General features: G+C 61.5%; 21 protein-coding genes and 2 pseudogenes. 9 read left to right on the forward strand and 14 right to left on the reverse strand.

The window, feature by feature from the left end; all coding sequences use genetic code 11:
• Positions 1-4: 4 nt before the first annotated feature.
• Positions 5-1,735 carry a fumarate reductase/succinate dehydrogenase flavoprotein subunit gene (locus ASC92_RS24625; RefSeq protein WP_056521026.1) on the reverse strand — a complete coding sequence of 577 codons (1,731 nt, stop codon included), beginning with the start codon at positions 1,733-1,735 and terminating at the stop codon, positions 5-7.
• A 14-nt stretch (positions 1,736-1,749) separates the two neighbouring features.
• Positions 1,750-2,520: a GntR family transcriptional regulator gene (locus tag ASC92_RS24630; RefSeq protein WP_056521028.1), complete on the reverse strand. Its 771-nt coding sequence runs from the start codon at positions 2,518-2,520 to the stop codon at positions 1,750-1,752.
• A gap of 763 nt (positions 2,521-3,283) precedes the next feature.
• On the opposite strand from ASC92_RS24630, the gene ASC92_RS24635 reads away from it, so the two are divergent.
• From ASC92_RS24635 to ASC92_RS24660, 6 genes are read left to right on the forward strand one after another with little or no spacing between them, the layout of a single operon-like run.
• Positions 3,284-4,240: a Bug family tripartite tricarboxylate transporter substrate binding protein gene (locus ASC92_RS24635; RefSeq protein WP_056521031.1), complete on the forward strand. Its 957-nt coding sequence runs from the start codon at positions 3,284-3,286 to the stop codon at positions 4,238-4,240.
• A gap of 9 nt (positions 4,241-4,249) precedes the next feature.
• The gene (locus tag ASC92_RS24640; protein WP_056521033.1) at positions 4,250-5,224 is read left to right on the forward strand and encodes an amidohydrolase family protein; all 975 of its coding nucleotides are present in this window, start codon (positions 4,250-4,252) and stop codon (positions 5,222-5,224) included.
• A 34-nt stretch (positions 5,225-5,258) separates the two neighbouring features.
• Complete coding sequence (locus ASC92_RS24645) at positions 5,259-6,029, forward strand: class II aldolase/adducin family protein (protein WP_082519706.1); 771 nt, start codon at positions 5,259-5,261, stop codon at positions 6,027-6,029.
• 56 nt (positions 6,030-6,085) lie between these two features.
• Positions 6,086-7,027, forward strand: coding sequence for an NAD(P)-dependent oxidoreductase (locus ASC92_RS24650; RefSeq protein WP_162245741.1), 942 nt, complete (start codon positions 6,086-6,088; stop codon positions 7,025-7,027).
• Positions 7,024-8,058, forward strand: coding sequence for a Bug family tripartite tricarboxylate transporter substrate binding protein (locus ASC92_RS24655; protein WP_056521037.1), 1,035 nt, complete (start codon positions 7,024-7,026; stop codon positions 8,056-8,058). The genes ASC92_RS24650 and ASC92_RS24655 overlap by 4 nt, the downstream gene beginning before the upstream one ends.
• 35 nt (positions 8,059-8,093) lie before the next feature.
• Entirely contained in the window at positions 8,094-8,882 is a 789-nt protein-coding gene (locus tag ASC92_RS24660) for an SDR family oxidoreductase (RefSeq protein ID WP_056521038.1), read from the forward strand.
• A gap of 14 nt (positions 8,883-8,896) precedes the next feature.
• On the opposite strand, the gene ASC92_RS24665 is transcribed toward ASC92_RS24660, so the two are convergent.
• The 3 genes from ASC92_RS24665 to ASC92_RS24675 are packed head-to-tail and all read right to left on the reverse strand — an operon-like array spanning position 8,897 to position 12,446.
• Positions 8,897-9,628: an ABC transporter ATP-binding protein gene (locus ASC92_RS24665; protein WP_056521040.1), complete on the reverse strand. Its 732-nt coding sequence runs from the start codon at positions 9,626-9,628 to the stop codon at positions 8,897-8,899.
• On the reverse strand, positions 9,628-11,409 hold the full coding sequence (locus ASC92_RS24670; protein WP_056521042.1) for an ATP-binding cassette domain-containing protein: 1,782 nt from the start codon (positions 11,407-11,409) through the stop codon (positions 9,628-9,630). The genes ASC92_RS24665 and ASC92_RS24670 overlap by 1 nt, the downstream gene beginning before the upstream one ends.
• Positions 11,406-12,446, reverse strand: coding sequence for a branched-chain amino acid ABC transporter permease (locus tag ASC92_RS24675; protein WP_056521043.1), 1,041 nt, complete (start codon positions 12,444-12,446; stop codon positions 11,406-11,408). Before ASC92_RS24675 ends, ASC92_RS24670 begins: the two co-directional genes overlap by 4 nt.
• 200 nt (positions 12,447-12,646) lie before the next feature.
• Between ASC92_RS24675 and ASC92_RS24680 the strand changes: the two genes are divergently transcribed.
• The 3 genes from ASC92_RS24680 to ASC92_RS24690 are packed head-to-tail and all read left to right on the forward strand — an operon-like array spanning position 12,647 to position 15,724.
• Positions 12,647-13,807 (forward strand): ABC transporter substrate-binding protein, encoded by a 1,161-nt coding sequence (locus tag ASC92_RS24680; protein ID WP_056521045.1) that lies wholly within the window; start codon positions 12,647-12,649, stop codon positions 13,805-13,807.
• A 10-nt stretch (positions 13,808-13,817) separates the two neighbouring features.
• On the forward strand, positions 13,818-14,978 hold the full coding sequence (locus ASC92_RS24685; RefSeq protein WP_056521048.1) for an ABC transporter substrate-binding protein: 1,161 nt from the start codon (positions 13,818-13,820) through the stop codon (positions 14,976-14,978).
• A gap of 47 nt (positions 14,979-15,025) precedes the next feature.
• Positions 15,026-15,724, forward strand: coding sequence for a TetR/AcrR family transcriptional regulator (locus tag ASC92_RS24690; RefSeq protein ID WP_082519707.1), 699 nt, complete (start codon positions 15,026-15,028; stop codon positions 15,722-15,724).
• Between the two features lie 6 nt (positions 15,725-15,730).
• Here the strand turns inward: ASC92_RS24690 and ASC92_RS24695 are convergent, their stop codons facing one another.
• From ASC92_RS24695 to ASC92_RS29490, 9 genes and pseudogenes are all read right to left on the reverse strand, one after another.
• Entirely contained in the window at positions 15,731-17,386 is a 1,656-nt protein-coding gene (locus tag ASC92_RS24695) for a CocE/NonD family hydrolase (RefSeq protein ID WP_056521052.1), read from the reverse strand.
• 3 nt (positions 17,387-17,389) lie between these two features.
• Positions 17,390-18,469: a thiolase C-terminal domain-containing protein gene (locus tag ASC92_RS24700; RefSeq protein WP_235505991.1), complete on the reverse strand. Its 1,080-nt coding sequence runs from the start codon at positions 18,467-18,469 to the stop codon at positions 17,390-17,392.
• 62 nt (positions 18,470-18,531) lie between these two features.
• Complete coding sequence (locus ASC92_RS29485) at positions 18,532-18,783, reverse strand: Zn-ribbon domain-containing OB-fold protein (RefSeq protein ID WP_235505993.1); 252 nt, start codon at positions 18,781-18,783, stop codon at positions 18,532-18,534.
• A gap of 12 nt (positions 18,784-18,795) precedes the next feature.
• A pseudogene (locus ASC92_RS29565) lies at positions 18,796-18,945 on the reverse strand (Zn-ribbon domain-containing OB-fold protein); the annotation flags it as partial.
• A 12-nt stretch (positions 18,946-18,957) separates the two neighbouring features.
• Positions 18,958-19,419, reverse strand: coding sequence for a MaoC family dehydratase (locus ASC92_RS24710; protein WP_056521056.1), 462 nt, complete (start codon positions 19,417-19,419; stop codon positions 18,958-18,960).
• 40 nt (positions 19,420-19,459) lie between these two features.
• The gene (locus ASC92_RS24715) at positions 19,460-20,542 is read right to left on the reverse strand and encodes a CaiB/BaiF CoA transferase family protein (protein WP_056521058.1); all 1,083 of its coding nucleotides are present in this window, start codon (positions 20,540-20,542) and stop codon (positions 19,460-19,462) included.
• Complete coding sequence (locus tag ASC92_RS24720; protein WP_056521060.1) at positions 20,539-22,098, reverse strand: class I adenylate-forming enzyme family protein; 1,560 nt, start codon at positions 22,096-22,098, stop codon at positions 20,539-20,541. The genes ASC92_RS24715 and ASC92_RS24720 overlap by 4 nt, the downstream gene beginning before the upstream one ends.
• Complete coding sequence (locus ASC92_RS28295) at positions 22,061-22,444, reverse strand: nitroreductase family protein (protein ID WP_162245742.1); 384 nt, start codon at positions 22,442-22,444, stop codon at positions 22,061-22,063. The genes ASC92_RS24720 and ASC92_RS28295 overlap by 38 nt, the downstream gene beginning before the upstream one ends.
• An 833-nt stretch (positions 22,445-23,277) precedes the next feature.
• A pseudogene (locus ASC92_RS29490) lies at positions 23,278-23,391 on the reverse strand (enoyl-CoA hydratase); the annotation flags it as partial.

A 23,391-nucleotide genomic window follows, 5' to 3' on the forward strand; every position in this document is an offset into this window, starting at 1 on the left:
TGGTTCAGGCGGCCTCGGCGCTGCTGGCGACCCGCAGGCGTTGGTAGGCGGTTCGTTCTTCGTCGTCGACCGGCACGATGTAGGGCTCGATCGCCTTCTTGCGCATTGCGATGCGGCCTTGTGCGTCGCGACTCAGCAGCGAGTGGCAGAACCAGTTCTCGTCGTCGCGCTCGGGGTGGTCGACATAGTTGTGGTACAGGCCCCAGCGGCTCTCGGTGCGGAACATCGACGCGTGGGCGGCCATCTCTGCGCAGTCCAGGATCGAGTGCGCTTCCATCGCGCGCATGAGCTCGTGCGCATTGCCGGCCGACATCGACTGCGTGTCCTCGCGGATCTCCGCGAATCGGCGCAAGCCGATCTCGTACTTGCTCGTGATCTTCGGCGGCTGCAGGTAGTCGTTGACCAGGCGGCGCGTCTTGTATTCGATCTGGTAGGGCGTGAGCCCGCCGCTTCGCGACAGCGGCGCGAGGATGCGTTCTCGCTCGGCCGCTTGCGCTTGCGCGTCGGGCGTGGCCTGTCCGACCTCGGCGCAATAGGCTGCGGCGTTCTCGCCGCAGAGCTTGCCGTAGACGAAGGCGCCGAGCATGTAGTTGTGCGGCACGCTCGCGCAGTCGCCCGCGGCATACAGGCCCTTCACCGAGGTTTCACCACGCGCATTGATGTGGATGCCCGAGGCGCTGTGGCCGCTGCAGAATCCGATCTCCGAGATGTGCATCTCGACCATCTGCTTGCGGTAGTCGTTGCCGCGCTTCTCGTGGAAGCGCCCGCGGCTAGGCCGCTCGTTGCTGTGCAGGATGGTCTCGATCTCCTGGATCGTTTCCTCGGCCAGGTGATCGAGCTTGAGGAACACCGGGCCGTTGCCGCTCAGCAGTTCGTTGTAGAACTCCTGCATCATCGCGCCGCTCCAGTAGTCGCATTCGATGAAGCGCTCGCCCTTCGAATTGGCCGTGTAGCCGCCGAGCGGGCCCGTGACGTAGGCGCAGGCCGGACCGTTGTAGTCCTTGATCAGCGGGTTGATCTGGAAGCACTCCAGGTTGGCCAGATCGGCGCCCGCGTGGTAGGCCATCGCATGCCCGTCGCCGCAGTTGGTCGGGTTCTCGTAGGTGCCCATCAGGTAGCCGGAAGCGGGCAGGCCCAGGCGACCGGCCGCGCCGGTACAGATCACCGCGGCCTTGGTGCGGATCACGTAGAGCTCGGCGGTGCGGCAGTCGAAGCCCATCACCGCGGCGACCTCGCCATCAGGCCCCGTCAGCACGCGCGTGACGACCACGCGGTTGGTGATCTCCACCCGCGCGCGCTTGAGCTGCCGGTAGAGGATGCGCTTCATGTGATGGCCCTCGGGCATCGGCAACACGTAAGCGCCCAGGTGGTGAACCTTGCGCACCGAGTAGTCACCGGTCTCGTCCTTCTCGAACTTGACGCCCCAGCGGTCCAGCTCCTGGATCATGTCGAAGCTGCCCGCCGCATAGGCCATCACGGCCTCCTGGTCGACGATGCCGTCATTGGCGACCGTGATCTCCTTGACGTACTGCTCGGGCGTGGCATGGCCCGGAATGACGGCGTTGTTCAGGCCGTCCATGCCCATCGAGATCGCACCGCTGCGCTTCACGTTGGCCTTGTCGATCAGCAGCACGCGCAGCTTCGGGTTGCGCTCCTTGGCCTTCACCGCGGCCATCGGCCCGCCGGTGCCGCCGCCGATGACGACGAGGTCGAATTCCATGTCGATAGTTTTCATGCTTGGGCTCCTTGCTAGGTTCGGTCGATGCGCAGGCGGTACTGGAACGCGTCCCCGCGGTAATAGAGAAACTCGAAATCGATGGGGTGCTCGTCGGCATAGGTCAGCCGCTCGATGCGCAGCAGTGGCGCCGCTTCCTCGATGCGCAGCTGGCGCGCGAGGAGCGTGTCGGCCGAGATCGCCTCGATCTGCACGTCGGCATGCGTGAGGTGCTGTCCGAGGTCGTTCTCGAGGATCACGAAGATGTCGCGTGTCGCGAGGTCTTCCTGCAGCAGGCGTTCGCCGAGCGCGAGCGGAAAGTAGCTCTGGTCGACCGAGATTGGTTCGCGGTTCAGGTAGCGCAGCCGCTGGATCTCGTACACCGGTTCGCCGATCGCCATGTGCAGGCGCCGCGCCACGATCTCGCTCGCGGCCACCTGGCGCGTGCTGAGAACCTGCGAGAAGGTTTCGTAGCCCGAAGGTCCCATCGCCTCGCCGAAGCCCTGTAGGCGCGACAGATTCTGGAAGGCCTTGGGCTTGGCCACGAAGCTGCCCTTGCCAGCGACCTTGAAGACCAGGCCTTCCTTCTGAAGGTCCCCCATGGCCTGCCGGATCGTGATACGGCTGACCGAGAAGGCTTGCATCATCTGGCTCTCCGAGGGCATCTGGGAATGCGGCGGATAGGTTCCGTCGAGCACGCGGCGCCGGATGATTTCGCGGATCTGCGTGTGCATCGGCACGGACGACATCGGTATCACGCGAGCTTCGGCGCTCGCTGGCTGTGCTGGCTTGCGGAGTGCGTTCATGAGCGGGGATGACCTGTTATGACGAGTCATGTCTAGCAGAACGCGTGCCAGCCGGCGAAGCACCGCAATGCTGCGCGTCTTTCAGAGGGAAGACGCTGGCTCGGCCCCTTCAAGCGCTGGAGAGGAACGCATTACGAACGCACCGTGTCGAGGCTTGTGCACCGGTCGCGCGCTCCCCTTTCACTGGGCCGGTGCGCGGCGAGTGTTGAGCCTCCGGAAATTCCGGTGCCCAGAAACGCCATTGCGAACAATGCAGGACATCTGCCCCACGTGGCAGCTCCCCAACTGCAATGCTTCCCGAAGCAGACCAGCCGGCGCGGATGCAACGGTCGGGTCGAGGAAGACAACCGTGTAGTCGAAGTGCGGGGCGACGTCGAACTTGCCTTCGACTGAAGTCGAGCCTGGGAACAGCGCAAGGCTTGTTACTTGTTTTATTCCGGAGTGGAGGCGGCGGTCGTCGAGCTCCGCATCCAACTCTTTGAGGCCGTTGTGAAAACTGTGATTGATTGGTGGCCCCAGGCCGTAATCGCGTCACCTCTCCCATGTCCGCGAGCAACATTGCGCAGCGCGGGCCGGCGCCGTGGAACAGAACTCGACCGCCTGCACTCCGCGAAGAGGGTGGATGCGCGAAGTCGAGGTAGCGATCCTGGCCATCCCACGGAGGAAACGTATTAGATAAACCTATTGACTTCGCAGATTGGTCTATTCACAATGACTATCTTGTCGGAGACGTGGCGATGGGTCGCCAAAAAAAGGAGACACGATGCGGAAATCTTGGCTTGGCATCGCTTTGATCGCATGTAGCGCGTGTTTCGCGCAGGAATTTCCATCCCGCCCCGTGCACATCGTCGTGCCGTTTCCACCGGGCGGCTCCGACATGCTGATACGCACGATCAGCGCTGTGCTTTCGGCGAAGTGGAAGCAGCCGGTTGTGGTGGAGAACAAGCCCGGCGCGGATTCACTGATCGGTGCGGAGTACGTGGCTCGTGCGGTGCCGGATGGGTACACGCTACTCGCCACCGTGGACACCACGACGGTCGTCAATCGCTTTCTATTCACGAAGCTGCCTTACGACCCTGACAAGAGCTTCACGCCCGTCTCGTTGCTGGCGCAGGCCGATTTCATGATCCTCGCGAATCCCAGCGTACCCGCTTCGGACTTGAGGGAACTGGTTGCATTGGCGAAGTCCAAGCCGGGCACCGTCTCGTTCGCCTCCTACGCGAAAGGAAGCCAGGCAGACTTGATGGTTCACAGTCTGAACAAGCGGGAAGGTCTGGACATCCTCACGGTGCCATACAGGGGCGTGGCGCCCACGTTGAACGCGGCAGTCGCTGGTGAAGTGACGCTGGCCGCCGGCGGGTACAACGTAGCAGGACAGCTCGCAAGAGGCGGCAAGCTCAAGCCGCTGGCCATGGCAGGCATGACGCGCAATCCTTTCTTCCCCGACGTCAAGACCACGGCCGAACAGGGATTTCCTTATGCGGTCGCCGGCATCTGGTACGGCGTCTACGCACCCGCAGGCACGCCGGAGGCTGTCGTCAAGAAATTGAGCCAGGACTTCGCGGACGTCGTCAGAAACAAGGATTTCGCCGAGAAGAACCTGATTCAGGTGGGTCTGACCCCGGTCGGAGGTTCGCCCGAAGAACTCAGGCAGCGCATAGCGCGCGATGTAACTGCAGTGGCGGAGTTCGTACGCTCCGCCGGAATCAAACCAGAGTGAAGGACTGACATGCAAGGAAAAATCGCGATCGAAGAGCACTGGGAGTCACCCGAAGTCGATACGCCCGCCACCTTCGGGTTTGTCAATGCCGACTACCTGACCCACTTGAACCAGCGGCTGCAGGATGTGGATCGCCGGCTCGAAGAAATGGATGCCGCCGGCATTTCCATCTCGGTGCTCTCCTTGACGCAGCCCGGTGTTCAAGGTATCCAGGACACACGCACGGCCGTCGATTTTGCGCGGCGCATGAATGACTACGCAGCAGAGACATTGGCGAGGAGAGATCCCTCGCGACTCAAAACTTTCGCTTGCGTCCCGCTGCAAGATCCCGAGCAGGCTGCACTGGAAGCGCAGAGGGCCTGCAGGGAGCTCGGGTGCGTCGGCGTTCTTGTCAACGGATTCACCGACTTGGGCGACGACAACGCGCGATACCTGGACGAGCCGGAAGTCTTGCCCTTCTGGGAGGCAGTGAGCGAGCTGGGTGTGCCGGTTTACCTCCATCCCCGCATGCCACTCACGAGTCAGCGCAAAGCCTACAAAGGCTACCCGGGCCTCGTCGGATCTGCCTGGGGTTTCGGCCACGAAACTGCCACCCACGCGCTCCGGTTGATGTTGAGCGGGCTTTTCGACCGTTTTCCGAAACTCAACGTGATGCTTGGACACCTGGGCGAAGGTCTGGCGCTCTCGTTGCCCCGCGTCGAGCATCGGTTTCGCCACCAATTGCCGGGCTCGCACGGCACGCATCTGCGTACGCCGATGGAGTACTTCTGCAACAACTTTTATGTGACAACTTCTGGGACGTTTCGCACCCAGGGGCTGCTCCACACGATCAGCGAGATCGGCGTCGACCGCGTGCTCTTCGCGGTCGACTATCCCTACGAGTCGATGAGCGAAATCACCGAATGGTTTGACAACTGTCCGATCAGCCCGAACGACAAGCGACAGGTGGCATCCGGGAATGCGCGCCGCCTGTTTGGTCTCTGAACGATCGAATCTGCCTTCAACCAGGACCCCAGAGATGCTAGAAGAAATTGCTCCCCAGGCCGATTCGAAGTCGTCTCACGCAGTAAGTGAACAAGCCATTCGCACGGATCTGGCTGCGTGCTACCGATTGGCGGCGCATTTCCGCATGACCGACATGACCTACACGCACATCTCTGCACGGCTTGACGGCGGGGAAGAGTTTTTGCTCAACGCTTTCGGGCTCTTGTTTGAAGAAGTCTGCGCATCCAACCTGGTCAAGGTCAGCGCATCCGGAGAAATTCTGGAGGACCCGATGGGCGTCGGCATCAATGCCGCCGGCTTCGTGATCCACAGTGCCGTGCACGCCGCGCGTCCCGATGTGCGCTGCGTAATGCATACCCATACGGCGGCAGGGATGGCGGTGTCGACCCATCCTGAGGGACTGCTTCCGCTCACACAACACGCGATGCGATTCCACAGTCGCCTTGCCCGGCATGCGTATGAAGGTATCGCCATCGACCTCGCCGAGCGGGAGAGGTTGGCGAAAGACCTGGGCGAACACAACGCCATGATTTTGGAGAATCACGGTCTGCTGACTTGCGGGCGCACGGTTGCGGAGGCCTTCGGCACGATGTACTACCTCGAACGCGCCTGCCAGGCACAAGTAGCGGCACTCGGCAGCGGGGTCAAACCCCTGATGCCCTCGCGGGACGCGATTGAGAAAACCTCGAACCTGTTTCACCAAAACCGTGGCAAAGCCGATCAGCGCGACTGGCCGCCCTTGCTTCGAATGCTGGACCGGATTGATCCGTCGTTTCGAAACTAGTACAGCCGGGCAAGCATATGCTCTTCATCGTTGGACCGACGCGGGCCGGACCGCTCATGAAGAAAATCGCGTCTTTGCTCGAGGCCGCTGATCGTCCAGCGGCCGTCATTGCGACCGAAAGCCAGGACCTGCTGGAGTTTCCGGAGTTGGCGCAAGCCACTGTGCTCGTCTGCCTGATGATTCCCTGCGGGGCGAAGGAAATGGATGCGATGCCGGCGCTGCGAGGACTCGTGTCGCCGCTGCTCGGCTATGACTGGATTGATGTCGAGGAGGCCACACGCAGATCCATCCCCGTGGTCAACGGGGAGATTCGCGAGAGCAGGGAGAGCATGGCCGAAGCGACCATCATGCTCGTGCTCGCATTGCTGTACCGGTTACGCGAAACGGAAGCCGAGCTTCGTGCAGGTGGCGAACGGGTCCAGCATCGCAACATGCTGAAGGGTCGCACCGTCGGCATCGTGGGCTATGGCGGCATCACGCGCGAGATCGTTCACCGCCTCAAGGGCTGGCAGGCCACGATCCTGGTGCACACCCGCGGGGCGCAGGAAATCGAGGAAGGAATTTCCTTCGTTTCAAGCGATCACCTTTTAGCAGTCAGCGACGTGGTGCTGTTGATGACACGGCTGGACGATGGCAACAGGCATTGGCTGGACAGAAGCCGGGTGCAACTGATGAAGCGTGGTGTGCTCCTTGTCAATACGGCCCGGGGCGGCCTCGTGGACGAGGAGGCGCTACTTGAAGCTTTGCAGTCTGGCCATGTCGCCGCTGCCGCTCTCGACGTGTTCGAAACTGAGCCGCTGCCCGCCGGTCATGCGTTCCGACAACTTTCCAACGTCATCCTGACGCCGCATTCAGTCGGCCATACGGCGCAGATGTTTGAGCAGATTCCGCTGACCGCGGTTGCCAACATCGTGGGCTTGCTGGATGGAAAGCTGCCCGAGAGCTGCAAGAACAAAAGTTCATTGAACCAACCGGCTTATAAGCAGGAGACAACATGACTCGAAGGAAGATTTTCAGTTCGCGCGAGACGCACCGGGCCGCTGGACAAGACCTAAGAGATCAGATGAAGCGGATGCTTGTCTTGATCGGGTTGGTGTTTTCATGCGTTGGCGCGCTGGCGCAGACGGAGCCGTTTCCCCAGAAGCCCGTAAAAATCATCGTGCCGTATCCGCCCGGGGGCATGGACATCCTTTACCGAGCGCTGGCCGTTGAGCTATCGAAAAAATGGGGGCAGCCGGTCATCGTCGAGAACCGTGCAGGTGCCGATTCCCTGATAGGAGCCGAGGCGGCCGCCAAGGCCGCACCGGACGGATACACGATTTTGGCGACGGGCGACTTTACGTTCATCGCCAATCGCTTTCTCTATTCGAAGCTGCCGTACGACCCGGACAAGAGTTTCGTGCCGGTGTCGCTCGTGGCGCAGACAGAAATGTTCATCCTGGCGAGCGAGGGCTTGCCGGTGAACGACCTTCGCGAGCTTGTCGCGTACGCTCGCCTGCACCCCAAGCAGCTCAGCTTCGGTTCATTTTCGAAGGGCAGCCAGGCCGACCTCGCGTTTCTGGCGTTGAACAAGCGGGAAGGAATCGACTTGCTCGCCGTCCCTTACAAAGGCATCGGGCCTGTGTTGACCGGGATGGCCGGCGGGGAGATCCAGTTGGGGATGGGAGGCACCAACGTAGCCGAACCGCTCATCCAGGCGAAGAAGCTCAAGGTACTCGCGATGACGGGATCTTCCCGCCATCCGCAGTTCCCGAATGTCAAGACGGCCGCCGAGCAAGGCTTCCCCTATCTCCTCTCGAGGCTGTGGTACGGCGTATTTGCGCCTGCCGGTACACCCAGTCACATCGTGAAGAAGATCAGTGCCGACATCCAGACCGTCCTCGCCAACAAGGAATTTGTCGAATCAAAGATTGCGTCCCGGGGGATCAGGGCGCTGAGCGGCAATGCGGAGGATCTCGCAAAGCGAATCGAGGACGATGTAACGCGTGGCGAGCAGGCTTTCAAGGAGGCCGGCATCAAGCCTGAATAGTGATGGCTCAACGCAATGAACCGAAAGGATAGAAGATGGAACTCGGAATCAAAGGAAAAAAAGCCATCATCGCGGGCGGCAGTGCCGGGATGGGAAAAGAGAGCGCCCTGGCGCTTGCCAGGGAAGGTGTGGAGGTCTGCATATCAGCGAGGGGCGAAGCTCGCTTGCAAGCGACCGCGCAGGAAATTGCGCAGGCCACGGGCGTCCGTGTTGTTCCCGTTGTGGCTGACCATGGCACGGCCGAGGGCCGCGCCCGGCTGCTCGCGGCGTGCCCTGAACCCGACATCCTTGTCGTCACCTGTTCGCCGCCGAGGTTCCTCCAGAACTATCTGGAACCAGAACCGGAAGAGTGGATGAGCGCACTTTCCGCCACACTGCTAGGCCCCGTTGAACTCATGCGTGCGACCGTGGGCGGCATGGCAAAACGCGGCTTCGGCCGAGTGGTCAACATCGGAACGATCGCGGCGAAGCGGCCCCACGAGAGTCGGCTTCTTTCTGGCCCGCCGCGTGCCGCGCTGTGCAACTACACGGCCGCCATCTCCGGCGGACTTGCGAAGAGTAACGTCGCCATCAACAACATCCTTCCGGGCATGTTCGACACCGCCGCCATGCAGCAGCGGTTTGAAACTTTATCGAAGGACAACGGAACGACATACAAGCAGGAAGAGGACAGGTGGATCGCCCAAGTGGGCATCCCGGCCCTCAAGTTAGGCAACGCCAAGGATGTCGGTGCACTCTGCGCGCTGTTGTGCAGCCAGTACGCGAGCTTCATCATCGGACAAAGCATCGTGATAGACGGCGGGCAGCATTTTTCCACCTTCTAGGCCGGCGCAGCGCGTTACGACACGGCGCTGCCCAAATAAGTCTCGATGATCCGCGGGTCCTGGGCCAGCTCTGAAGCCGGGCCGCTCAGTACCAGCCGGCCTGTCTCCAGTACGTGGCCTTCGTCGGCTATGGCCAGCGCGGCGCGCGCATTCTGTTCAACCAGCACAATCGTAACGCCGGCCTTCTTGAGCTGAGCAATGGATCCGAAGACATCGGCCGTGACGCGCGGCGCAAGCCCGATGCTGGGCTCGTCCAGCAGCAGCAGGCGGGGTTGCATCATGAGTGCCCGGCCTAGCGCAAGCATCTGGCGTTCCCCACCCGAGAGCGTGCCCGCCAGTTGCCTGCGCCGCTCCTGCAGGCGTGGGAACAGGTCGTAGATGCGCGCCAGGTTGTCCTCTGAGCGTTGGCCACCGCGTGGCCCTATGAAGCGATACGCTCCCAGGAGCAGGTTGTCCAGAACGGAGAGATCGCCGAACAGCGCGCGAGACTCCGGCACGAGCGCAATGCCCGCTGCGACGCGCTGCTCGAGGTCCAGGGAGCGCAGGCGCTCACCGTTGAACTGGATATTGCCTATGGAAGCTATTGCACCCACCAGTGCATTGAGCAACGTCGATTTGCCCGCACCATTGGGTCCGACGATCGCGATGACTGTTCCTTCCCGTACAACAAGATCGAGGTCTGCCAGCACAGTGGCCTTGCCATAGCGCACCAGCAAGTTTTCAACTCGCAGCAACTCCGTTTTCATCAGGACACTCCTTCAATTTCTGTACCGAGGTAAGCGGCACGCACCGCCGGGCTGGCCTGCACCTCGCGCGGGGTGCCGGTCAACAGCAGTCGCCCGAACTCCATGACGACTATGCGGTTGGTTACGTTCATCACCAGGTCCATGTCGTGCTCCACCAGCAGGATCGCGATGCCTTGCGCGCGCAGTTCGCGCAGCACCTCGGCCAGCGCCAGCTTCTCGGCATGGCGCAAGCCCGCTGCCGGCTCATCGAGCAGCAACAACGTGGGATTGGTGCAGAGCGCGCGGGCGATCTCGAGTAGCCGCTGCGAGCCGAGAGAGAGGTTGCCGGCAGGCTCGTGCATCTGCCCGGCGAGCCCGACGCGCGCCAGTTGCGCTGCGGCTTCGGAGAGCAGGCCGCTTTCCTCCTTGCGGTCCAAGCCCAGCACGGCAGCCAGCACGCCGGCGCCACCGCGCCGATGTGCACCAAGCGCCACGTTCTCCAGCACACTCATTTCCGGGACCATGCGCACATGCTGAAAGCTCCTGGCGAGGCCCGCGTGGGCAATGGCACGGGCTGACCATCCGGTCACCGGCTGGCCGTTGAAAGTTACGGACCCGGCGGAGGGCGGCAAGACGCCGGTGATGAGATTGAACGTGGTCGACTTGCCCGCCCCGTTCGGGCCGATGAGCCCTACGATCTCTCCGGCCTGGACGTCGAAATCCACACCGTCGACGGCCAGCAGGCCGGCAAACCGTTTGCTCAAGCCGCGCACACGCAGGAGAGGGCCCGCCGAAGGTATTCGCTCGCCTCGATGCAGCGCTATCGGTTGGACGGCGCGAGCCTGGGGTGCGGCCCACGCTCCAAGCATGCCGAACAGCCCCTGGCTCGCACGCTGGAGGAGCAGGACGAGCAGGATCCCGAAGACGATGACTTCGTAGTGGCCTTCGCTGCCCGTCAGCCGTGGCAACCAGACCTGAAGCCGATCGTCCAGGATCTGGGTCGTTGCAGCCCCCGCAAAAGCCCCTCCGATGAGCGAGACACCGCCGATTACCGCCATGAAGAGATAGCCGATGCTGGCGCGCAGGCTGGATACAGACGGGTCGACCGTGCGCTGGTAATGCGCCTGCAACCAGCCGGCAAGCGATGCGAGGAGCGCTGCGACGAGAAACGCGATCAGCTTATAGCGGAAGGTGTTGATGCCCATGGCTTCCGGCATTGCTGTACCGTCCTTCAAGGCACGCAGTGCCCGCCCCGTGCGGGAATCCAGGAGATTGCTCAACGCGAATGCCGACAGCAACACTACTGCCCAGAGAAAGTAGTAAAAGCTTCGGCCGCTATCGAGCGCGATGCTCCCTAGCGAAATCGGAGGAAGGCCCACCAGTCCGTCGTACTTTCCCAGCGCTTCCGTGTTGCCGAAGACGAAGTACAGCGACACGCCCCAGGCGATGGTGCCGAGCGGGAGGAAGTGACCGGAGAGATTGAGCGTCAACAGGCCGAGTGCCGCGGCGAATAGAACTGTGACGGCCAACCCGGCAAGCAATCCGAGCCAGGGAGACAGGTGCAGGACGACGCACAGGTAGCCGGTGGCGTAAGCGCCGATGCCGACGAATGCGGCCTGGCCGAACGAGGTCAATCCGGCGACGCCTGTGAGCAGAACCAGTCCCAACACCACCAGGGTGGCGATGCCAACGAAATTCATCTGCGTGATCCAGAACTCGTTGACCGGCAGGAGCGGCAGAAGTGCCAAAGCGAGGACGATACCGAAGCCTGCAAGGCGGCCTCGATGGAGGAGGGAATTCATGCTTCACCTCCTGCGCGGCGGTGCTTGAGCGATAACCACAGGAGCACGGGAAGGATGGATGTGAACACGATGGCTTCTTTGTAGGCGCTGGCAAAAAAGGAACTGAAGGACTCGATCAATCCCAGGCCCAATGCTGCGATCGCGGCGATGGGGTAGCTCAGGAGGCCGCCGGCGACTGCGGCCACGAAGCCCTTGAGCCCGATCACGAGGCCCGAGTCGTAGAAGAGGGTTGTGCCCGGCGCGGCGAGCATGCCGGCCAGCGCGCTGAGCAGCGCCGCGACGCCGAAGGTCAACCTGCCTGCACGCGGCGGCGAAATGCCCACCAGCCGCGCCCCGAAGCGGTCGATCGCAGTTGCGCGCAATGCCTTGCCTCGCAAGGAATAGCAAAAGAACAGCCAGAGCGCCAACACCAGCAGCGCCGAAACAAGTGCAGTCAGCAACGCATCATTCGCAACGCGCAGTGAGGCCAGGGTGGTGGCGCCCTCCCAGTACGATGGGTTGCGCGATCCCTCCGCGCCGAAGAACACCAGGCCCAGCCCGGTCATCGCGAAGTGCACCCCGACCGAGGCGATCATCAAGGTCAGCACGCTGGCGTCGGCAAGCGCTTCGAATGCCAGCCGATAGGTGTATGGGCCCACCGGGGTGACGATGGCCAGTGCCAACAGGCTGTTCGCCCACAGCGGCCAGCCGCGTGACCTGCCCCAATACACGACGATAGCAATCAGGACCGGCAGGGCCAAGCCGCGTACCGCCCCCATGGCGACGCGTGCGCCTGGCTGGTGGCGGCGCAGGGCGGTCAAGACATCGAGCAGCACGCTTGCAAAAGCGAGTGCAAGCATCAACCAGAGCGTGCCGGGGATGCGGCCCGCATGCAGCGCGGCCAGCGTGAGCGCACCGAAAGTCACAAACTCCCCTTGGGCGATGAAGGCGATGCGGGTGACGGAGAACACCAGCACGCAAGCGATCGCCAGCTGAACGTAAATAGCGCCGTGGGTAAGGCCGTCGACCAGCAGGATGCCGGCAAGTGAAAGGTCCATGGTGTATGTCTCCGGAAGTCGCGTTGCCAGTTGGCCTGGCTGTTCCAGGAGATTAAATTGATTTATCGGTAATGTCAATTGACCTATTGACATGCTGACCAGCAGCGATAGCATGGGCTTGCATCTGCGGGTTGTCCGCGGATGGGCGGCAGTGCGAACCGGTCGCTGCCCAGTTCTGTTCGGTTAATGGAGACACGAAAATGAAACGACTTCTTTGCGGCGTTCCGTCGCTGCTCATCGCCTGCTTCGGGCTGCTGGCCAGTTCCGCTTCACAAGCGGACATCCGCATTGGCGTGGTTCTCTCAATGACGGGCGCTGGCGCATCGATCGGCCTGCCCGAGCAAAACGCTGTCCAGCTCTGGCCGACCGAGATGGCCGGGCACAAGGTTTCGGTGACGCTGATCAACGATGCGTCGGATCCTTCCACGGCGGCCCGCAGCGTTTCCCGACTCGTCAATGAAGACAAGGTCGACATCATCGTGGGGTCCTCGCTGACGCCCACCTCGTTGGCCATGGTTCCTGTGGCCGCCCAAGCCGGCACCGCCATGATCTCGCTGGCCACCGGCGCCGCAATCGTCGAACCGATGGACGAGCGCAGGCGCTGGGCCTTCCGGTTGGGCCCATCGGAAAAGTTCTCCACTGATCTGGTCGCCGATGACGTCAAGCGCCGCAAAGGCGCGACGATCGGCGTGATCGCACTGTCGTCCGCTTACGGCGACGGATTCCTCAAAGCCATGGAAGCCTCTGTCGCATCCAGGGGCCTGAAGATCGCCGGCGTGGAACGCTACAACGTGACCGACCAGAGCGTCACGGCGCAGATCGCCAAGCTGGCCCTGCTCAACCCGGATGCGATCTACATCGCCGCTGCGGGCACCGCGGGTGCGCTGCCGCAAATCGAACTGGCAAATCGCGGCTACACGGGCCGTGTCTACCAGACCGGTGGTGTCGCGAACCCGGATTTCCTGCGCGTAGCCGGCAAGTCGGCCGAAGGCATGTTCATCACCGTGCTGCCGCTGCTGGTGGCGGAGCAGTTGAAGGCTAACGATCCCTTGCGCGTCTCAACGGAGGCATTCGTGCGCATCTATGAAGGCAAGCACGGTGCAGGAACCCGCTCGGCGTTCGCTGCCGCTGCATACGACACCTACCGGCTGATCGAGAACGCCGCAACGATCGCGCTCCGCAAGGGGCAGCCCGGCACCGAAACCTTCCGCGTCGCGTTGCGCGACGGGCTCGAGCAGACGCGCGATCTCCGTAACACCACATTGCACTTTGCGTTCTCCGAAACCAATCACAGCGGCCTCGACCATCGCAGCCAGGTGCTGGCCGTGGTCAAAGGTGGCAAGTGGACCCTCGTCGACTGAGGCGCAACGAATGAAACGCATCCTTCACTGCATTTCGTCGCTGCTGATCGCCTGCATGGGATTGCTCGCGAGTTCTGCATCGTCGGCTGAGATTCGCATCGGCGTCGTTCTTTCCCTGACGGGACCAGGTGCATCCGTCGGCCTGCCGGAGCAAAACGCCGTCACGCTGTGGCCGGCCGAGATGGTCGGGCACAAAGTGGTCGTGACGGTGGTCAACGACGCCTCAGATCCCTCCGCCGCGGCGCGCAGCGTGTCGCGTCTTGTCAACGAGGACAAGGTCGACGTCATCGTGGGTTCATCGCTCACGCCCACTTCGCTGGCCATGGTTCCAGTGGCAGCGCAGTTGCACATACCGATGATCTCCCTGGCCGGTGGAGGCGCAATCGTCGAACCCATGGATGAACGCAGACGCTGGGCTTTTCGGCTGGGAGTACCGGAGCGGTTCTCCACGGATCTCATTGCCGAAGACGTCAAGCGCCACAAGGGCTCGACGATCGCGATCATGGCCCTTGCCTCCGCGTACGGCGATGGCTACCTGAAATCGATGGAAACGTCCGCTGCGTCGAGGGGCGTGAAGGTGGTCGGAGTCGAGCGTTTCAATGTGACGGACCAGAGCGTCACGGCCCAGATCGCAAAACTGATGCTGCTCAACCCGGATGCAATCTTTGTCGGAGCAGCCGGCACGTCGGGCACCTTGCCACAGATCGAACTAACAAGTCGCCGTTACGCCGGCCGTGTCTATCAGACCAGCGGCGTAGCGAACGGTGACTTTCTGCGCGTGGCGGGAAAGTCTGCCGAGGGCATGTTCATTACCGTGCTTCCATTGATGGTCGCCGAGCAGTTGAAGGAGGGCGACCCGCTGCGTATGCCGTCGCAGGAGTTCGTTCGCGCATATGAAACCCTGCATGGCGCGGGAACACGGTCCGGTTTCGGTGCCTCTGCATTCGACAGCTATCGCCTGATAGAGAACGCCGCACGCATGACGCTGCGCAAAGTACAGCCCGGCACGGAAGCCTTTCGCGTCGCACTGCGCGACGCGCTGGAGCAGACGCGTGACGTTCCTACGACCACCTTGAATTTCGCGTTTTCAGAGGCGAACCACACTGGCCTCGACCAGCGCAGCCAAGTGTTGGCCGTGGTGAAGGGCGGCAAGTGGAGACTGGCCAATTAAAATAGGCCTATCAGAAAAACCGATTTATCAATCTACAATCGCCATCGATGAAACGGATCACCATTGCAGCACCTGCGCCTCTAAAAACCGCTTCGCGCCGTATCGTACCGGCCGCTGCATCCACCGTGCCCGTACCTGAAATGCCTGCGGAGCGCCTGCTTGAGGCCGCCGTGTCGCTTTTTGCGCAGCACGGGTTCGACGCTGTCAGTACGGGGGCGGTGGCGACCGCGGCCGGACTTACCCAGTCGATGGTCCATTACCACTTCGGTACGAAGGAAAAGCTCTGGAAAGCCGCCGTCGAACACCTCATGCATGCGCGGGGCAACATGTTCTCGCTGAACATGGAAGACCTGCGCGACGTTGATGATCTGTCACGGCTGAAAGTCATGCTGCGTCGATTCATTTCGGCCAACGCAGCTGATCCGGACCTCACGCGCATCCTGATCCATGAGGGAATGAATGACTCACCACGCCTGAAGTGGCTCGCCAAGCGCTACATGGTTCGCGGCTATGCAACCTTCAATGCCGCGATCGAGTCGGCGACTAAATCGGGGGTGATCCGACGACTACCGGCGCGTGACGTCACGAACATCATCGTTGGCGCGTGCGTCCTGACGTTTACGCTCAGTCGGCTGCTCAACGAGGTTTACGGCGAGTTGCCTACCAGCGCAGAGGCTGTATCTTCGCTCAGCGACACCTTGCTCGAGGTTCTTTTCAAGGGCCTGGAAGCCAAATCCAGGCCCTAATCCGGCTCAGTTCTCGGGAATTGCTGGCACCAAGAGGTGCGAGTCGTACGTGCCACCGGTGTGGATAACGTGTTCGCCTCGATTCACGGTACGCTCACCGTTGTGCTCCCAAGCCTCGTGCGCGTGCAGGTCACTTCCAATCACGGTGACCCGTAACGCCTCACCTGCTTCGAACAGCACGCTCGACGCCCAGAGCTCGATCTCCACCGGGACGATTTCACCTGCCTTGAGCTTGATTTCCTTACGATGCCTGAGCACGGGTTGGTAAGGCGTGGATCGCGTCTCGTCGAGTTCACGATGAGACACCCTTAGCCAGCCATAGGCGACCGGGCCCAGGTCGTAGGCACTCTGTGATGGCAACGGCACCCTATCGCCGCTTCGATCGATCTTGTCCATCACCACGTACAGATCCATGTCGTCGCTCCCGGCCGCCTCCACCCAAAGCTTCAGCTTGGCGTGCCCCGTCAGTTCCGTCTTCGCGTCGAACTTCACTTCGAAAGCAGCGTTCTGGCTCTTGTCTTTAGGATCATCCACGCTATAGCGAATTTGCTCATGCGCCTCGAGCGGGGCAGCGCGCAACTCACCTTGGCCCGCCCCGAGGTACAACTGTGTGTACTTCGTGCGCGCAAGGGGCCATTCGTTCTCCGCACGGAAATTGCCAACGTGGGATCGTTCCCTGATTTCAAGGTTAACCCTCGGCCAGTATTTCACCTCGTTGTCGATACCCTTCAGGAACCTGTCATAGAACTGCCTTTGCATTTCCTCGTGCGCGTAGTAGTCGACCCACTTCTTGCGCCCGTGGACGCGAAGCCATTTGTCTTTAGAGGAAATCTTCTTGAAACCTTCGAGCGTCCCGCGTGAGTGCAGACCATGGTCGGACCAGCTCGCGACGATGAATGCCGGCACAGTGATCTTTTCTAGCTCGGCGTTCTTGCTCGCCCAGTACTCGTCGAAAAGCGGATGTTCTTTTGCCATGGCCATCAGGTCTTCTGCGCGTTTCGTCGGGCGGCACATGGTTCCCGGGAACATGGCCGTGAAATTGCTTCGAATCCCCCCGTGGAAGCAAAGCTCACGATAGAAATCACTCGCGCCTTCCCACGGATTGATGGCGGCAAGATGCGGCGGATTCATAGAGGCGATCTTCCACTGGGTCCAGCCTAAGTAGGAGACACCATGCATTCCGACCTTACCGTTGCTCCACGCTTGCGTGCCGGCCCACTCGACCACATCGTAGCCGTCCAGGGCTTCTTGCGGGCTCATGAATGTCAGGTCGCCTTCGGATCCCCAAGCTCCGCGCGGGTCCACCTTGACGATGACGTAGCCGTGCGGGCACCAGTTGGCAGGGTCTGGCCCTTCGAACATACCGTATTCCGATTGCAGGGCCTTCGATTGCCCGCAGCCCTTGAGCATCGCGTAGTAGTCTTCTGCGCCTTCATGTTTTCCGTACGGCGCCCATGCGAGCAGGACAGGATAGGTTCCGTCCGCAATCGGCCGGAAGATATCGACGTAGAGTTTCACTCCGTCACGCACTGTCACGGCGACGTCGTACTCGCAGATCATCCCGATCTTCTCGTCGATCCTCGTGCCAGGCCTGCGGCCGGGATAGCCGCCGCCGACGGGAAACTTGCCCCGCGTGAAACGCATCTCGAAAGTCGCGGACATGGGTTAGTGCCTTTCGTTGGAAAAGATGATCGTCGAGCTGGCCGCGAACATGCCACCGACCCCGTGGGCAACAGAAATCTTGGCTCCCTCGACTTGCGCAGGCGCCACGCCACGCATCTGCCGAATGCTTTCCTGCAACGCATACATGCCGTACATGCCTGAGTGCATGTAGCTGAGTCCGCCGCCGTTGGTGTTCAGCGGGAGCCGACCTCCGGGCCGAGTGTGGCCTTCGCGGATAAATCCTGCGGCCTCACCAGGTGAACAAAAGCCGAGGTCTTCGAGCCCATAGAGCGGCAGGTGTGCGAATGCGTCGTAGATCATCAGGTGGTCGACATCGGCATGCGTAATGCCTGCCTCGGCGAACGCGTTGCGACCGGAGACGCGGAATGCCTTTGAAGAACTGAAGTCCTCCATCTGGCTGATCATGTTGCCTTCGACGCTTTCGCCGCTGCCGATCACATAAACCGGGCGGTCGTGCAGATCGGCTGCACGGTCTGCGGCAGACAGTACGATCGCTCCGCCGCCGTCTGTGACCAGGCAACACATCAGCATTCGGAAGGGGTACGCGATCATCTTCGATGCCATCACATCGTCAACAGTGATGGGGGCCTTCTGGCTGGCACGTGGGTTGAGTGCCGCCCATTCGCGTTGGACAACGGCGACGCGGGCCAAGTCCTCTTGCTCGTATCCGCGATCTTTGAGAAAACGCAACACCGGCAAGGTGAACATCGTCGGCGGCCCGAAGGTGCCGTACGGTGTCTCGAATTGTTGCGGCAGGCTACCCGCAATCGGGTGTGGAAACCCGGCCGCGGCGACGCGTGACCGCCCGCTCTCGCCGTGGGTGATCAAGACGTGCCGGCACATCCCCGACTCTATCGCCGCCATCGCGTGCCGTACATGCATCAGGAAGGAGCAGCCACCGACGCCCGTGGCGTCGATCCAGGTGGGCGTGATTCCCAGGTAAAGCGCAAGCGATTCTGGCGTCTCGCCCGCCGTAGCGATGCCGTCGATGTCGGACGGTTTGAGCCCCGCATCCGCTAATGCATTCAGCGCAGCGTCTGCATGAAGCTGCAACTGAGACATGTGGGGAAGCTTTCCCATTTCGGTGGTTTCCGCCGCCCCGATGACTGCTGCGCGCGCCCGTCTCATCGCGTTGCTCCGACCAGCTTGAATACCGGCAACGAAATTTGCTCATTCAGCGCCATGAACGTGACCTCCACCGGATCGTCAAGTTCCAGCAACGCAGGGTCAGGGGGTGTTCCAACAATATTGGTCAGCATCTTCGGCCCTTCGTCCAGCTTCACCACGGCGATGGTGTAAGGCGGTTCGAAACCCGGCGCGGGCAGGTGCGAGATGATGTAGCTGTGGAGCGACCCGCGTCCGCTGGCGCGAATCACTTCGACCTCCCGGGACGCGCAATCTGGGCAGAAGGGACGCGGAGGGAAGTAGGTGTGGCCGCAGTCCCGGCACGTTTGCAAGCGAAGTTCACCGAGGCGCGTGCCATCCCAGAAGTGGGCGGTCTCGGGCGTGGGCACGGGCAGGGGGCGGCCAGCGTTCATTGCGGTACCCTGTCAGGCCGGCTTGCCGGCCATCAGCAGGGCCTGGTCGTAGGTCAGCACCGTTTCGCCGCGCTGATTCTTGGTGGTGATGGTCATGGCCACCACGCCACGGCCTGGCTTGTTGGATTCGCGCGTGCTCGTCACCGTTGCAGTTGTGAGAACGGTGTCGCCGAATCGAACCGGGCTGGAGAAGCGCACATTGTCCATGCCGAGGAAGCCGATGGTCGTTCCTTCGAACATGCCGGTCTGGTTCATCTGACCGGAAGTCACGGCGAGCGTAAGCAGACCATGGCCGATGCGCACGCCGAACATTCCTTTCTCGGCGTAGACTTGATTTACGTGGACCGGGTTGAAGTCGCCGGACAGGCCAGCAAACAGGTTGACGTCACCGCTTTCGATCGTGCGGCCCGATGTTTCAATGACTTCGCCGACTTCGAATTCATGCCAATACTTTGCATTACGTGACTTGCTCATGGGAGTCTCCAGGTTGAACTAAAGGAAATGAAGCAGGCAGTCAGCCTGCGACTTCGGACGCCATCGCTCGTGCGATTGGCAGCGGCTCGCGCACACCGGCGCGCGCCTGCGTAGGATCATGAGAAAAGCGCGGCACGGGGGCGGCTTGTAAAACACCATCCACATTGACGAAGGAACTGCGGGCTGCCAAGTGTGGGTGCCTTGGGGCCTCCGAAATGCTGAGTACCGGCGATACGCAGTGGTCGCCCTGCTCGAGCAACGCCGTCCACTCGTCGCGCGTGCGGGTCTTGAAGATTTTTTCGAACGTGGCGCGCAAGGCGGGCCAATGTGAAGGCTCGTCACGTGGGGGCGGCGGCACCATCCCGACGGCCTCGCATAAACGGACATAGAAGGGCTCTTCAAGCGGTCCGACTGACAGGTGCTTGCCGTCGGCGCATTCGTAGATGCGGTAGTGCGGCAGACCGCCGTCGAAGACATTCGATTCACGCACTTCGGCCCATTTACCTTCGGCGAGCTGCTCATGGATTCCGGTCATCAGCGAGATGACGCCATCGCACATCGCGGCGTCGACGACCTGACCTTTTCCGGTGCGACGTGCAGCCAGAAGGGCGGCCAGCATCCCCGACAGCAGAAACATGGACCCGCCGGCGAAGTCTCCGATGAGATTGAGCGGAAGCACAGGACGTTCGCGCGGTCCGATGGCGGCGAGCGCACCCGTGATCGCAATGAAGTTGACGTCATGTCCGGCGGTAGTTTTCAGCGGACCGGTTTGACCCCAGCCGGTGACCCGCCCATAAACCAGGCGCGGGTTATCTTCCAGCAGAACCTCGGGGCTCAGGCCAAGCCGCTCCATGGTGCCGGGGCGGAACCCCTCGATCAGCGCATCCGCGCTGCGAAGCAATTTGCGCACGAAAGCGACGTCGCCCGGTTTCTTCAGGTCGGCCGTATACCGCTGGGCTCGGCCGCGCTGCGAGATCGCAGTGGCCGGTGCTGGTAGAGCGTCAGGCCGTTCTATGCGGATTACTGTTGCCCCCATGTCGGCGAGAAGCATGGCTGCATACGGGGCAGGGCCAAGTCCGGCGAATTCGACAACCGTGAGATCACTCAAAGGACCTGAAGTCATGAAGCTTCGCTCCATTCAAGCAGCGCTCGCCGATCAAGCTTGCCGGTCAGGCCAGTGGGTAGGGCATCCAGAAAGTGAAATACTTTCGGCACTTTGTGGCCGCTCATTTGCCGAACTTCTTTCAGATACGACTTCAGATCGTCCGACGTCAATTCGACACTCTTCGCAACGACGAACGCCTCGATGCGTTGACCGAACTTGGCGTCAGTGCGGCCTACGACGGCGCATCCCGAGACTCCTTCATGGGTCAAGATCTCCGACTCGATTTCTTCCGCATGGACCTTGATACCACCGGTATTGATGACGTTGTCGGCGCGACCGTTAACCCACACGTAACCGTCCTCGTCGACATGACCCAGGTCACCACTGCGCCACCAGCCATCGACAAATTTCTTCGCACTCAAGGCTGGGTCGCGCCAGTAGCCGAGCGCTACCGAGGACCCAGTAACGACAAGCTCTCCCCGCTGACCAAGCGGCAGCACATCGTCGATCGAACCGTCGGGGTCGACGATGCGCACGTCGGCACCCACGGTCGGCAGGCCGGTCGATCCGATCTTGCGGCCGTCCACCATATCCTCTGTGGTGACCGTGATCGCGCATCCATTGCCTGACTCGCCGGCCATGTAAATTGCGGCGATGCTTGGGCAAAAGCGCGCTTTGATACGTGAGACGTCGTCGGCGGTGGGTAGCTCGCCCCCGACGCAGGCCAGTCGCACGCTCGTGAAATCGCGCTCCGCCGTCGCTGCATCGAACACCATGCGCCACATGGTGGGCACCATATTCAGGATCGTGACGCGCTCACGCTCGGCTAAATTGACGACATGGGCGGGTTCAAAGCGGCGGACGAGCAGGAGGCGGGATCTTCCTGCCAACGCCGGCAGCACGAACATCACCCAGCCGGCGAACGACGGATTCATGGGGATCATGATGGTGTCGTGCCTGTTGATTCCCGCCAGCATCACTTGGCCTGAAAGAGCACAGGCCAACAGCGAAGCCTGACTTTGCACAACACCCTTGGGCTGGCCAGTGCTGCCCGATGACAGAATGATGGCCGCCACCGATGCTGCGTCTGGGCGCTCGCGTCCAAAGTCGAGCGGCGCGGCGGCTTGGATGAATGCTTCCCAACTTTTGGCTTCGTCGTCCATTGCAAGGGTGCGGATGGGTAGCCCCGTTTCCTGCACGGCTGCATTGACGACCGACGTGAATTCCACATCGTGCACGATCAGCTTGGCGCCCAGCCATTGGAGTGCCTCGGCGATTTGCGCTACCGAGTTGTTGCGTGTGTGCAGATTGGCGGCCACGTAGCCGCCAACGAGCGTACCGAACCACGCAACTGCGTGTGACGCCGAACCCAGACATAAATATGCGACAACTTCGCCGGGCGCCAGTGAGGCGCTGCGCAACGCAGAGGCGTACCGCAGCGAATGATTCAGGGCTTGCTCGCCGGTGTAACTTGCACCCTGGTCGTCCGCGAACAGAGTCTGCCGACCCTTCCACAGACAGTTGCGCACGTACAGGTCAGCGATCGAATCGCACTTTGCGAAGCGGGTGGTCATGAATGTCTCCTGGCGAAATGTTGCTTGTGCTCATTGAACAAACCGAGTGAAGGTACCGACAGGTTCGCGGTCTGTTTGAAGCTGGTTCTCGCAAGGCCGCCGGCGCGGCGCGCTGTTTCGGGTCATCGAGCATTGCCAGCATTCGCTGCTCGAGACGCTGCTTTGCGTTGCCCTCAACCACATGGACTTTCCACGGCTGGAGATTGGCCCCCGAGGGTGAACGCGCAGCGAGGCGCAGGATGTGCTCAAGGGTTTCGCGAGCCACCGGGCGCGGCAGAAAGGCACGAACCGCGTGGCGTTCGGTGATCAGCTTCTCGAGTGATGCAGCGAAGGAGTCTGTTTGCATGTCCATATTCCAGCGAGTAGAGGGGCCCTGTCATTTCGTCACAGTACTTCTGGGCTCTCGTTGGTCAAAGTGTAGATAGACTTATTTGGAGTGTCAATAGGGCTATCTATTTGGCGATGTGGCGCCTGAGAGGTGTTCGGGAACAAGAAGAGGTGAAAGCGCCTCGTGAAGCTGCGTGTTGATGACTTCGTTTCGTCGATATGGAGAGAGTCTTGAGGCGGTCGACAGAAGGCGATTTGCGGGATGCGGCTGGATGAACTGTTGGCTCCTCTGGAGGTGACTCAGTGAAGCGCGGACAAAACTTGATCTACCCGGAGGTAGTTGATGTCTCAGTACGAGGATCGGATTCGAGCTGTACGTCAAGGCGGACAAACCGCGGCAAAGGCGACCAGTTGGGGGGCCGACCAAGAATGCCTTAAGGGCTGGAACGGCCCGAGCTCGCTAGTTCCACGAGACAGCTTTCGCTTGGGGAAGGTGACGGGGCGTTTCGGAGTGGGAAGCTGTTGAGCGCCCGGTTTTATGCCGATCACGTGCCAGCGCAAGCGTCCGGGCTTGCGGACACCGCCGTGCGCGGTGCTGCCGCTGTGTTGGCCGTCAAGCGCGAATGCTCCACGCTCCGCTTGGGATGTTCTGACGGACATCCAATGGAGGGGAGAGTCCCGCCGCAGTGCGTTTGCCGTGGAACGATTACGGAGGTCTGCGAGGTCTCACCCATAGGGCGAATCCGTCGTTCGTTGTTGGGCGACCGAAGCCTCTGGTCGACTGTGTGGCAACGTGCTTCCTCGGCGTCCCGCTTCGTTGCGACTGCCGACCCGATACTGGCAGATTTCTGATCAAGCGTTCTTGAAGTCCGGTGCGCGCTTGTTGAGGAAGGCGTCCATGCCTTCCTTCTGGTCGGCCGTGGCGAACAGCGCGTGGAACAGCCGGCGCTCGAACATCACGCCGTC

Origin of the sequence: Variovorax sp. Root411 (assembly GCF_001425205.1) — a bacterium.
Classification (GTDB): Bacteria; Pseudomonadota; Gammaproteobacteria; order Burkholderiales; family Burkholderiaceae_C; genus Variovorax.

Coding starts and splice junctions, on each gene's coding strand:
- ASC92_RS24720 (WP_056521060.1), bottom strand. CDS start 22,098: ATGACCACCCGCTTCGCAAAGTGCGATTCGATCGCTGACCTGTACGTG.
- ASC92_RS24685 (WP_056521048.1), top strand. CDS start 13,818: ATGAAACGCATCCTTCACTGCATTTCGTCGCTGCTGATCGCCTGCATG.
- ASC92_RS24635 (WP_056521031.1), top strand. CDS start 3,284: ATGCGGAAATCTTGGCTTGGCATCGCTTTGATCGCATGTAGCGCGTGT.
- ASC92_RS24640 (WP_056521033.1), top strand. CDS start 4,250: ATGCAAGGAAAAATCGCGATCGAAGAGCACTGGGAGTCACCCGAAGTC.
- ASC92_RS24660 (WP_056521038.1), top strand. CDS start 8,094: ATGGAACTCGGAATCAAAGGAAAAAAAGCCATCATCGCGGGCGGCAGT.
- ASC92_RS24645 (WP_082519706.1), top strand. CDS start 5,259: ATGCTAGAAGAAATTGCTCCCCAGGCCGATTCGAAGTCGTCTCACGCA.
- ASC92_RS24625 (WP_056521026.1), bottom strand. CDS start 1,735: ATGAAAACTATCGACATGGAATTCGACCTCGTCGTCATCGGCGGCGGC.
- ASC92_RS24630 (WP_056521028.1), bottom strand. CDS start 2,520: ATGAACGCACTCCGCAAGCCAGCACAGCCAGCGAGCGCCGAAGCTCGC.
- ASC92_RS24650 (WP_162245741.1), top strand. CDS start 6,086: ATGAAGAAAATCGCGTCTTTGCTCGAGGCCGCTGATCGTCCAGCGGCC.
- ASC92_RS24670 (WP_056521042.1), bottom strand. CDS start 11,409: ATGAATTCCCTCCTCCATCGAGGCCGCCTTGCAGGCTTCGGTATCGTC.
- ASC92_RS24710 (WP_056521056.1), bottom strand. CDS start 19,419: ATGAGCAAGTCACGTAATGCAAAGTATTGGCATGAATTCGAAGTCGGC.
- ASC92_RS28295 (WP_162245742.1), bottom strand. CDS start 22,444: ATGCAAACAGACTCCTTCGCTGCATCACTCGAGAAGCTGATCACCGAA.
- ASC92_RS24680 (WP_056521045.1), top strand. CDS start 12,647: ATGAAACGACTTCTTTGCGGCGTTCCGTCGCTGCTCATCGCCTGCTTC.
- ASC92_RS24695 (WP_056521052.1), bottom strand. CDS start 17,386: ATGTCCGCGACTTTCGAGATGCGTTTCACGCGGGGCAAGTTTCCCGTC.
- ASC92_RS24690 (WP_082519707.1), top strand. CDS start 15,026: ATGAAACGGATCACCATTGCAGCACCTGCGCCTCTAAAAACCGCTTCG.
- ASC92_RS24700 (WP_235505991.1), bottom strand. CDS start 18,469: ATGTCTCAGTTGCAGCTTCATGCAGACGCTGCGCTGAATGCATTAGCG.
- ASC92_RS24675 (WP_056521043.1), bottom strand. CDS start 12,446: ATGGACCTTTCACTTGCCGGCATCCTGCTGGTCGACGGCCTTACCCAC.
- ASC92_RS24715 (WP_056521058.1), bottom strand. CDS start 20,542: ATGACTTCAGGTCCTTTGAGTGATCTCACGGTTGTCGAATTCGCCGGA.
- ASC92_RS24655 (WP_056521037.1), top strand. CDS start 7,024: ATGACTCGAAGGAAGATTTTCAGTTCGCGCGAGACGCACCGGGCCGCT.
- ASC92_RS24665 (WP_056521040.1), bottom strand. CDS start 9,628: ATGAAAACGGAGTTGCTGCGAGTTGAAAACTTGCTGGTGCGCTATGGC.